The sequence below is a fragment of the Micromonospora sp. CA-248089 genome (genome assembly GCF_050948515.1).
GTDB lineage: Bacteria > Actinomycetota > Actinomycetes > Mycobacteriales > Micromonosporaceae > Micromonospora.
In genome coordinates this window covers 6,467,573-6,478,331 of sequence record NZ_CP192016.1, presented here as the reverse complement: position 1 = coordinate 6,478,331, position 10,759 = coordinate 6,467,573, and the positions used below count along the sequence as shown (strand labels likewise).

Sequence of the window (10,759 nt, the reverse complement as noted above, 5' to 3'; positions counted from 1 at the left end):
CGTCGTGCCACCCCCTCGCCTGCTCCTTCTCACGCCCGCCCGGACGGCTGACCGGTCGTCATCCACAAGTTATCCACAGCCTGTGTACCGACCGATTGTGGCCGCCCACCGGACGCGGGTCGGACCTGCCCCCCTCGATTCACGGAGGCGTTGAAGCGGGTTCACCGTGCCGAACGATTCAACAGCGTGTCCGGTCTTGCCGATCGGCGACAAACCCCGGACCCCCGACGCCGACCGCAATCGCGCACGCTAACAGCGCGGACCCCACAGCATCAACCGGCGACACCCAGACGACCTTGGCAACATCAGTGAAAACCGCCCCTTCGGTCGCGCTTGCCCGCAGGTCGGACGCCGGAGTGTGACGTTTGACGGTCATTGCGCCCCTGCGTAGGCTGGAGCGGCTGCTCTCTCGCCCTCTGCTAGGGTGATTGATGCTTGCTGTCCGTGGCTGTCACCCCGCATCGCCGGGGAGCGTGTCACGGCAGCGCCGATCGGAGGTCACCGGCAGGTGATCTGGACCAGCACACGACCCCGGGCGATCCGCCGCGCGGGGCGTACGACAACGGAGAGCCTGACGTGAGCAAGCGCACCTACCAGCCGAACAACCGCCGGCGCGCGAAGACCCACGGCTTCCGGCTGCGCATGCGCACCCGTGCCGGCCGCGCCATCATCGCGACCCGTCGCTCCAAGGGCCGCACCCGCCTGTCGGCCTGACGCCGACAGGTCCGGTCCGGGGACGTGGGCAGTCGTGCTGGCCGCCGCGCAACGACTGCGGCGCAGTAGCGACTTCGCCGCAGCGGTCCGCGGTGGCCGACGCGTCGGCCGCGGCGCCGTCGTGGTCCACCTGACCCTCCCCGGATCGATCGGCACGACCGCGACACCCTCGCCGGAGCCGGCGCGAAGCAGCGGTGCGGAGATCTCCGCACCGAGCCGCGCCGGCTTCGTCGTGTCCAAGGCCGTCGGCGGGGCGGTGGTCCGCAACAAGGTCCGCCGCCGGCTCCGGCACCTGGTTCGCGAGCGGCTGGACGCGCTGCCCGCCGGGACCACCCTCGTGGTACGCGCGCTGCCCGCAGCGGCCGACGCGACGTACGCCCGGCTCGGCGCCGACCTGGACGCCGCCCTCGCCGCCGCGCGGTCCCCCCGGGGACGGCGGTCGCGGTGAACGGCCCGACGACGGCGACTCCGCCGCCCACAACCGGTGCCCGCATGCTGCTGGCGCCCATCATCGCGTACCGTCGGTGGATAAGTCCGGCACTGCCGGCCCGCTGTCGGTTCTACCCGTCGTGCAGTGCCTACGCCGTGGAGGCGGTGTCCCGGCACGGTGCGCTGCGGGGAGCCTGGCTGACGGTCCGTCGGCTGTCGCGCTGCCATCCCTTCCACCCTGGTGGACACGACCCGGTTCCGGAGCCGGGCGACCGCCGCCGTTCCGACGTGACTGGAGCCTGAGTGTTTAGTCTCGACTGGATCTACTACGCGATCTCGTGGATCCTGCTGGCCTGGCACTCGGCCTGGGACGCCATCGGAGTTCCGGTCGGGGCCGTACTCGGTACGAACTGGGCCTGGATCCTCGCCATCATCTTCCTGGTGGTGACGGTCCGGGTGATCCTGTTCCCGGTCTTCGTCAAGCAGATCAAGTCGCAGCGTGCCATGCAGGCGCTCCAGCCCAAGGTGAAGGAGCTCCAGGAGAAGCACAAGGGTGACCGGGAGACGCTCCAGAAGGAAATGATGGAGCTCTATCGGAAGGAAAAGGCCAACCCGCTCATGGGCTGCCTTCCGATGTTCCTCCAGATCCCTGTCTTCCTGGGCCTGTTCCACACGCTGCGCCGCCTCAGCCCGGACAACCAGGGCAAGACCCTGTACGGCTGGACTGTCGACCAGTTCAACAGCGCCTCGAACGCGACGCTCTTCACCGCGCCGATCTCCGGCAAGTTCGGCTCCACCGCCGAGGAACTGAGCCGGCTGGGCGCGAACACCGGCACGGTCAAGGTCGTCGCCGGCATCCTGGTGATCATCATGATCGCCACCACCTACCTGACCAGCCGTCAGATGATCCTCAAGACCGGGTGGGCAGAGGACCCGCAGCAGCGCATGGTGCAGCGACTGATGCTCTACGGCATCCCGCTGTCGCTGCTGATCTCGGGCGCGATCTTCCCGATCGGTGTGATCATCTACTGGGTCACGAACAACCTCTTCACGCTCGGCCAGCAGCAGTGGGTGCTGCGGAAGTTCCCGCCGCCGCCGACCGCGAAGAGCACCACCGCCGGCAAGAGCACCGCCGGCAAGGGCCCGGTGCAGCCGGCCAAGACCGGTGGCCTGTTCGGCCGCAAGGCGGCCCAGCCGCCGGCGAAGGCTCCGGCCGCCGCGCCGAAGGTGGCCGGCCCGAAGCCGGGCGCCAAGCCGGTCAACCCGAAGAAGGGTGGCAGCCGGCCCGCCAAGCGGCAGGGCTGAGCCCACGGGGCCACCGTCGCGCGTCGGCGGTGGCCCGTTCCGGCCGCGTGCTGCCATCCGAGGAGTCGGCGCCGGGCTGGAATCGCCGCGCGAAGCGCGGACACGGGCGAAACTGGCCCGTACAGACGTGCCCGAGGGCACCCGGCGAACCTCCCGCCGGCCCCGGGAGACCAGCGGACCCCCGACGGTCCGGCCGAGCGAGTACGGAGATGAGACCCGTGACCGAGACCAGCATCCCCAGCGCCGACCAGTCCCTGGACGAGGAGACCCCCGTTACCGCCGCCACCGAGACCGAGGACGCCCCGGGCGAGGCTCGGGAGAAGAAGGCCCCGGCCGACAGCGACCTGTTCCGGCAGAGCGAGATCGCCGCCGACTACGTCGAGGGCCTGCTGGACATCCTCGACTACGACGGCGACATCGACGAGCTGGTCTCCGGTGGCCGCCCCGTTGTCGAGGTGGTCGGTGGCCGGCTCCAGAACCTGGTCGGCCAGCGCGGCGCGACCCTGGAGGCGCTCCAGGAACTGACCCGGCTGGCCGTGTTCCGTCAGACCGGTACGCCGAGCCGCCTGCTGCTCGACGTCGGCGGCTACCGTGCCGCCCGGCGCAAGGAACTGGCCGCCGTGGCGAAGAACGCGGTCGAGAAGGTCAAGGAGCACGGCGAGCCGGTGCGCCTGGAGCCGATGTCCGCGTTCGAGCGCAAGTGCGTGCACGACGTGGTGAACGCGATGAGCGGGGTGGAGAGCGAGTCGGAGGGCGTCGAGCCCAACCGCCGCATCGTCGTCCGGCCGGTGGCGGACTGAGGTCCGTGATCTCCGACGAGACGACGGCAGGAGCCGTGACCGGCCCGGGCGGTACGCCGCCCGGGCCGTCGGCTGTGCGCCCCGACCCCACTGTCGACCCGGTCTTCTCCGACGACGACGGACCGGCCGACCCGGCGTACCCGGGAAGCGCCGTGACCGACCCCGGAGAGCCCGCCTTCTCCGCCGAGCCGACGGTGGTGACCGGGATCGAGCCCGCCGATCCGGCGGTCGACGTGACCCCCGCCTTCTCCGGTGAGCAGGCGGCGGACGAGACGCCCGCCGCTCCGGCCGTGGCGGCCGACCCGGTCTTCGCGGAGCCGTCGGAGGAACCACCGTCCCTAGTGGACGGTGCCGGGGCGCCCGACCCGGCGACGGCGACGCTGCCGCCCGAGCTGGCGGAGGCCGCTCGCGCGCTGTTCGGTGACCGGCTCGACCTGGCCGCCGCGTACGCCGAACTGCTCGCCACCGACGGCGTGGTCCGCGGCCTGATCGGCCCCCGCGAGACGCCGCGACTCTGGGAGCGGCACCTGCTCAACTGCGCGGTGGTGGCGGAGCGGATCCCGGAGGGGGCCCGCGTGATCGACGTCGGCTCCGGTGCGGGGCTACCCGGCCTGGTGCTGGCAATCGCGCGTCCCGACCTCACCGTGACGCTCGTGGAGCCGCTGGCTCGGCGGACCGCCTTCCTGATCGAGGCGATCCAGCGCCTCGGCCTGACGAGGGACGTGCGTGTGTTCCGTGGCCGGGCCGAGGAGGCGGCGGCCGGCTCGCGCGACCGGGAACCGCTCAGCGCCGACATCGTGACGGCCCGCGCGGTGGCGCCGCTGGACCGGCTCGCCTCCTGGTGCCTGCCGCTGGTGGCGCCCGGCGGCCGTCTGGTCGCGCTCAAGGGCGCGTCGGCCGCCGACGAGATCACCGAGCACACCGAGGCCGTGATCCGCCTGGGCGGCGGGACGCCGGAACTGCACCGCTGCGGCGAAGGGGTGATCGAACCCCCGGCGACGGTGGTCGAGGTGGTCCGGGAGCGTGTGGTCAACCCGCGCCGTCCGAAGAAGCCGAAGCGGTCGCGTGGCGGTCGCCGTCGCGGCGACCGCTGAGGCGGTACGCCATTCCGCACGCCCGATCCGGTCGTTGGACCGGTGGGCGTGACGTGATCGATCACAACCCGACATGGACCCACCGCGCCCGTCGGCCGTAGGCTGACCGCGCGTCGATAGTGTGGAACGGCGGTGCCGGGCGGCACCCGAACCCGATGGTTCCCGCCGATCCGACGGCGCCGTGCGAGGCGCGGACGCGATTCGACGGGTGCGGACCGACCATCCGGAGCGGGTAGGGATGACAGGTGCATGACGACGGCAGGTACGACGATCCACGGTTGACCGGACCAGGAGGGCAGCCCTCCGCCGACCCCGTTTCACGTGAAACCAACGACCAGGAGTGGACGGTGAACGAGTCCGGCGAGCCGTCCTCCCCGTACCCGGCCCGGCCGTCGAAGCGACGGGAGTCGTCGGCCGGCGGGCCCGTGCGGCCCGTCTCGTCGGTGCCGGCGAACGTACCGCCGGCCCGTGATCCGCTCGACCCGGCCGACGGCCCGGTGAACGCGCCGACCCCGCGCCCGCCCGCGGTGCGGGCGAACGCCGCAGTGCCCACTCGCTACGAACCCCAGCCGCCCGTCTCGGCCGTGCCGCATCAGGCCGTCCCCGAGGTGACGGTGGCGCCGTCCGACACGCCACAGGCCGACGGGTACGGGGACGAGGTAGACGCCAGCACGTACGTTTCACGTGAAACCCCGACGCGCGAAGAGGATGATCCACCGTTGGCTATGGAGGCGATGCGCGCCGTGCAGATCCTGAATCCCAGTGGCGAGGTCACCATGCCCCGCCCCGACCGGACCCGGGTGATGTGCGTCGCCAACCAGAAGGGCGGCGTGGGCAAGACGACCACCACCGTGAACCTCGCCGTGGCGCTCGCGCTGCACGGCAACCGGGTGCTCGTGGTCGACCTTGACCCCCAGGGCAACGCCTCCACCGGTCTGAACGTCCCGCACCACACGGGCGTGCCCGACGTGTACGACTGCCTGATCGACAGCGTGCCGCTCGAGGAGGTCGCCCAGGCGGTCGAGGGCATCCCGAACCTGTGGTGCGTACCTGCGACCATCGACCTGGCCGGCGCCGAGATCGAGCTGGTCTCCGTGGTGGCCCGGGAGTCCCGCCTGGCGCGGGCCATCGCCGCGTACCCGGGGCACTTCGACTACGTCTTCATAGACTGCCCGCCGTCGCTCGGCCTGCTCACCGTCAACGCGCTCGTGGCCGCGCAGGAGGTGCTGATTCCGATCCAGTGCGAGTACTACGCGCTGGAGGGCCTCAACCAGCTCATAAACAACATCAACCTGGTCCGGCAGCACCTCAACCCGAAGCTCGAGGTCTCCACGATCCTGCTCACCATGTACGACAGGCGTACCCGGCTGGCGGACGCGGTGGAGCAGGACGTCCGGAACCACTTCGGGGACAAGGTCCTCCAGGCCGTCATCCCGCGCAACGTGCGTGTCTCCGAGGCGCCGAGCTACGGCCAGTCGGTGATGACCTACGATCCCGGTTCGCGGGGAGCCACGAGTTACTTCGAGGCCGCCCAGGAGATCGCGGAGCGAGGCGTCAAGGAGCCGGTGAGCCGGAATGCGTAGTGCGGAGATGTCGCTGGGAGGCGTCGCATGAAGAACCGTCCCCGCGGCGGACTGGGCCGAGGGCTCGGTGCCCTCATCCCCACCGGACCGGTACCGGGCGCCGAACCGGCGGCCGCTGAGCCGGAGTCGTCGGCCGCAGCCGTGTCGCCGTCGGCGCCGGTCGCCGATGCGACAGCCGCCATCACCGGCAGCGTCGGAAGTAGCCCGCTGCCGGCCGCAGAGCCCGAGCCGCATCTGAGCCCGGTGCCCGGCGCCCGCTTCGCGGAGATCCCGGTCGACGCCATCGTGCCGAACCCGAAGCAGCCGCGGCACGTCTTCGACGAGGAGGCGCTGGAGGAGCTCAAGACCTCGATCCAGGAGGTCGGCTTCCTCCAGCCGATCGTGGTCCGCCAGCTCGACCCCGAGAAGTTCGAACTCGTGATGGGCGAGCGGCGCTGGCGTGCCGCCCAGGCGGTCGGGCGGGAGACGATCCCCGCCATCGTCCGGGACACCAAGGACGACGCGATGCTCCGGGACGCGCTCCTGGAGAACATCCACCGCGCCAACCTCAACCCGCTCGAAGAGGCGGCGGCGTACCAGCAACTGCTCGAGGAGTTCGGCGCCACGCATGAGGAGCTGGCCCGGCGGATCGGCCGCAGCCGCCCGCAGATCTCCAACACCATCCGGCTGATGAACCTGCCGCCCGCCGTGCAGCGGCGCGTCGCCGCCGGCGTGCTCTCCGCCGGTCACGCCCGGGCGCTGCTCAGCCTCGACAACGCCGAGGCGCAGGAGGCACTCGCGGAGCGGATCGTCCGCGAGGGCATCACCGTCCGCGGCGCCGAGGAACTGGTGCACCTGGCGCTCGCCGAGGAACCGGCGAAGGCCGCAGCCGCCAAGCGCCGGCCGAAGCCGCACGCCCCGGCCCTCACCGATCTCGCGGACCGGCTCTCCGACCGCTTCGACACCCGGGTGAAGGTCGACATCGGCCGCAGCAAGGGCAAGATCACGATCGAGTTCGCCACCGTGGACGACCTGGAACGGATCGTCGGCATCATCGGCGTGGGCCAGGACGGTCAGCCCGAGGCGTAGTCCGCTCCTCCGATCTGCCATCCGGCCGCACCTCTCGACGAGGGGTGCGGCCGGATTCGTGTCCGGGCACTCTCGGCGCTGCACGAGTCGGTCGAAGGGTGGCGGGTCGATTCCCGCTTGCATCGGCCGACGGCGGCAGGCTCCCTGCCGTGGTTTCACGTGAAACGTGGTGGCGGCCGGTTGACGGTGGACCGGCCCTGCGGGGATCCGGCTCGGCAGCGGGCCGTGCCGTTGAAAGCAGGCGGGGCATGTGCGCCCGTGTCCGTCGCCCCATGGGATGGAAGTCAGGGCGGCTCTCTATCGGATTTCCCAGAGGTCGTCCGCCGGTCCACGCAGTTGCCGGTTGGTGGTCGGCTGACTCGGTCCGATCCGGTGTGTGGCCGCCTGCGCAGGCTGCCCTTCAGGACTGTCGGAAACCGAGCCCGCCGTCCGAGAACCGAACCGTAGGACCGTCGACCCGCTCCCCGGTTGGGGTTCGGACCCGCTTTCAGAACCGTGGCGGCATGCCGCTCCGGCCACCCCTCCTCGACGGCCAAGCTCAGGTTCGGGCCCTTCCCTGCCGAGGCGGGGCCGTCCGGGTGCCGGGCGTGGCCTGGACGTCGGATCCGGGCGGTCTGGACCGCGTTCCGGAACGGGCGCGGCCTGACCTCGGAGCCGGCCCGAGGTGGGGCACGGGAATTCGGAACGGGCGCCGCGCGGACCGGCTCGGCGGGGCGGCCGGACCCTGGATAGTGCCGGCGCCGGATCGGGCCGCGCTCGCCGTGTGGCTCGGCGGTGTCAGCGCCGGGTCGAGCCGGGCTCGCCGTGTGGCTTGGTCGGTGTGAGCGCCGGGGCGCGACCGGGCTCGCCGTGTGCCTTGACGGTGTCATCGCCGGATCGGGGCGCGGGCTCGCTGTGTGGCTCGGCCGCGCCACGCCGGGTCGGGGATCCCGCTCGTCGTGCTCGGCCGTGCCGATGCCGGGTTGGGACCCGCTCGCCGGCCTGACCGTGTTAGCGCCGGCTCGGGATCCCGCTCGTCGTGCTCGACCGTGCCGATGCCGGGTCGAGACCCCGCTCGCCTGCCCGACCGTGCCAGCGCCAGCTCGAGACCCCGCTCGCCGCCTGACCGTGCCAGCGCCGAGTCGAGACCCCGCTCGCCGCTTCTTGACCGCTGGCCGACGCCGCGCCAGCCGCCAGAGGTCCATGCGGGTGAGCCGGGCGCGTGGCCAATGAAAGGTCGCCGCACACGCACCGCCTGGGCGCACCCGCCGGAGCCTCCCGGGGCAACCGAGGAACCAGGCTGCCGAGTCGAAGCTGCCCACTCCTGGGGCGTGGGAACGCGGCCCATCCCGGACATCTCCCGCGCCGACGGCCAGCCGGCTCCTCGCGCCGTTTCACGTGAAACGGCGCCTCCTGACCGACCGACGCCGGTCACCCGGGCTCGGAGCAGTGCGGGACAGGCTCCGAGGAACGCGGGTCGATCAGTCGGCGACGCCCGGACCCGCCGGATCGCCGTCCGGGACGAGGCGGCCCGCACCGGGCCGGGAGGTGCCCCTCGGTCCGTACCCCCGTTTCACGTGAAACAGGCACCAGAGGAGCCGCCGACACCCGGTGCGGATCGGCCGCCGGATCGTTGAGAGAACGGGCACGGAGCCACCCGAGGTTATCCACAGCGGTTGTCCACAGGCACTCCTCGTTTCACGTGAAACAAAGCGCGGAAACCCTTGCTGAGCAGTGCATGACGCGCTGTGCTGGTGATCTCGGCAGCCTGTGGACAACGCGGTGGACACCGGTGTGCGGCCGGTGGAACAGGTAGGGACAGGCGCCGCCAACTCGGTTAGGGTCAGCGTCGTGCCGGACACCCCTCCCTCAGTTCCAGACTTCACCCAGTGGCCGTCCTTCCCCTTCGAGGGCGATCTTCGTGTCAAGCAGCTCGACGACCCCGTACCGTTCGAACCTCCCCGCCGTGGCGAGGCGGACCGGGAGTGCACCGCCTGCAACGCGCCCGACGAGGCGTACATCTGGGTCGGTGAGCGGTGGCGCGTCCGCGCCATGGACCGGCCCACCGGCCTGCCGATGGTCCTGATCCTGGAGTCCCGCTCCCACCTGGATCTGGGCGACCTGCCGAACCTGCTCGCCGCCGAGCTGGGCGTGATGACCGTTCGCCTGGAGCGGGCCGTCCGATCGCTCGACGGGGTGGCCCGCGTCCACGTGAACCGGTGGGGCGACGGGTCGGCGCACCTGCACCTGTGGTTCCTGGCCCGGCCGTATGGGCGGCTGCAACTGCGGGGCACATTCCTGTCGCTGTGGGACTCGATCCTGCCCCCGATCTCCGAGGAGCAGTGGCGGGAGAACCTGGCCATGGTGGCCGCGTGGCTCGCCGAGTTCGGTGGCCGCCCGCTGGCCGAGCCGCCGCGCATCCAGTGGCAGGCGCCGTCGAGTCTCTCGTCGCCCTCGCCCGAGATCGCCGCTGAGGAGCCCGAGGAGGAATCCGTATCGGTGATCGAGGCTGCGGACGAGATCCCGGAGTCCGACGCGGCAGCGGACCTCTCAGACCCCTCTGCGGGCCCGTCGGAGCCCGACCCGGCGCCGGAGGCCGGCGAGCTGCCGCAGAGCGGCCAGGCCGACGCACAGGACAGCGCGCCGAGCGACGCGGCGATCAGTGCCCAGGGCGGCACGCCGAACGACGGGCCGGACGACAGCCCGGCGGACGCGACGGCCGGCGAGGACCAGGGCGAGCGGGAGAACGTCCCGGGCGCGGCCCGTACCCCGGAGAGCTGAGGTTCAGCGGCGGGCGGCGGCCCGGGTCACGAGCGTGCCGAGGACCCGGCCGAAGTCCAGCCCGGCGGCCTGGATCGCCAGCGGCAGGAGCGACGTCTCGGTCATGCCCGGTGAGACGTTGACCTCCAGCACGTGCGGGTCGCCCTCGGCGTCGACGATCAGGTCGACCCGGGACACGTCGCGCAGCCCGAGCGCGGTGTGCGCGGCGAGCGCCACCTCGGTCACCCGGGCGGTGGTCGCGGCGTCGAGCCGGGCGGGCGCGTGCCAGGTGGTGCGCCCGGCGGTGTAGCGGGCCGCGTAGTCGTAGACGCCGTTGCGCGGCACGATCTCGACCGGGGGCAGGGCCTGCGGGCCCTTGCCGAGGTCGAGCACGGAGACCGCCACGTCCATCCCGGGGACGTAGCGCTCCACGAGCGCGGTCTGGTCGTACGCGAAACAACCCACCATCGCGGCCGGCAGCGACGCCGCCTCCCGGACCACGGCGGCGCCCAGTCCGGAACCGCCCTGCGCCGGCTTGACCATCAGCGGCAGCCCGAGGCGCTCGACGATCCGGTCCAGGACGGCCACGGCGCCCAGCTCGGAGAAGCGGTCGTGCGGCAGCGCCACCCAGTCGGGCGTCGGGATGCCCGCCTCACGCAGCACCGCCTTCGCGGACGGCTTGTCCCAGGCGAGGCGGGACGACCGGGCGTCGCAGCCGACGTAGGGCACGTCCCAGAGGTCGAGAACGCCGCGCAGCGAGCCGTCCTCGCCGGTGGCGCCGTGCAGGGCGATCACCACCGCGTCCGGCGGGTCGGCGGTCAGGGCGGGCAGCAGCGCCACGTCCGCGTCGCGCAGTTCCGCCTCGACGCCCACCGCGCGCAGCGCGTCGAGCACCCGGCGGCCCGACCGCAAGGAGACGTCCCGTTCGTAGGAGAGGCCGCCCGCGAGTACGAGCACGTGCAGCTCGTCGTCGGCGGCGGATCCGGTCACGGGAGGCGGTGCGGCAGGGCTGTCGGACATGCGGGCA

10 protein-coding genes are annotated in these 10,759 nt (G+C 72.2%); 9 read left to right on the top strand and 1 reads right to left on the bottom strand.

The features are described 5' to 3' along the window. Positions 1-576: 576 nt before the first annotated feature. The 9 genes from rpmH to ACQP26_RS30375 all read left to right on the top strand — a co-directional run bounded on the left by rpmH (position 577) and on the right by ACQP26_RS30375 (position 9,753). A complete protein-coding gene (gene rpmH / locus ACQP26_RS30415) occupies positions 577-714 on the top strand; it encodes a 50S ribosomal protein L34 (protein ID WP_184680567.1) in 138 nt (45 codons plus the stop codon). Positions 715-748: 34 nt separating this feature from the next. Continuing rightward, a complete protein-coding gene (gene rnpA / locus ACQP26_RS30410) occupies positions 749-1,162 on the top strand; it encodes a ribonuclease P protein component (RefSeq protein ID WP_281579455.1) in 414 nt (137 codons plus the stop codon). Between the two features lie 44 nt (positions 1,163-1,206). Beyond that, a complete protein-coding gene (gene yidD / locus ACQP26_RS30405) occupies positions 1,207-1,446 on the top strand; it encodes a membrane protein insertion efficiency factor YidD (RefSeq protein WP_013477538.1) in 240 nt (79 codons plus the stop codon). Further along, the gene (gene yidC / locus ACQP26_RS30400) at positions 1,447-2,448 is read left to right on the top strand and encodes a membrane protein insertase YidC (RefSeq protein ID WP_269703334.1); all 1,002 of its coding nucleotides are present in this window, start codon (positions 1,447-1,449) and stop codon (positions 2,446-2,448) included. A 209-nt stretch (positions 2,449-2,657) separates the two neighbouring features. Continuing rightward, entirely contained in the window at positions 2,658-3,248 is a 591-nt protein-coding gene (locus ACQP26_RS30395; RefSeq protein WP_269703336.1) for a protein jag, read from the top strand. A gap of 341 nt (positions 3,249-3,589) precedes the next feature. Further along, the gene (rsmG, locus tag ACQP26_RS30390) at positions 3,590-4,342 is read left to right on the top strand and encodes a 16S rRNA (guanine(527)-N(7))-methyltransferase RsmG (RefSeq protein ID WP_433496233.1); all 753 of its coding nucleotides are present in this window, start codon (positions 3,590-3,592) and stop codon (positions 4,340-4,342) included. A gap of 245 nt (positions 4,343-4,587) precedes the next feature. Next, a complete protein-coding gene (locus tag ACQP26_RS30385; RefSeq protein WP_269703338.1) occupies positions 4,588-5,925 on the top strand; it encodes a ParA family protein in 1,338 nt (445 codons plus the stop codon). A 27-nt stretch (positions 5,926-5,952) separates the two neighbouring features. Continuing rightward, positions 5,953-6,993, top strand: a complete 1,041-nt coding sequence (locus ACQP26_RS30380) for a ParB/RepB/Spo0J family partition protein (protein WP_433494606.1) — start codon at positions 5,953-5,955, stop codon at positions 6,991-6,993. A gap of 1,830 nt (positions 6,994-8,823) precedes the next feature. Then, positions 8,824-9,753: a hypothetical protein gene (locus ACQP26_RS30375; RefSeq protein WP_433494605.1), complete on the top strand. Its 930-nt coding sequence runs from the start codon at positions 8,824-8,826 to the stop codon at positions 9,751-9,753. A gap of 3 nt (positions 9,754-9,756) precedes the next feature. Here the strand turns inward: ACQP26_RS30375 and ACQP26_RS30370 are convergent, their stop codons facing one another. Next, positions 9,757-10,752, bottom strand: coding sequence for a D-alanine--D-alanine ligase family protein (locus ACQP26_RS30370; protein WP_281579458.1), 996 nt, complete (start codon positions 10,750-10,752; stop codon positions 9,757-9,759). Between the last annotated feature and the right edge of the window lie 7 nt (positions 10,753-10,759).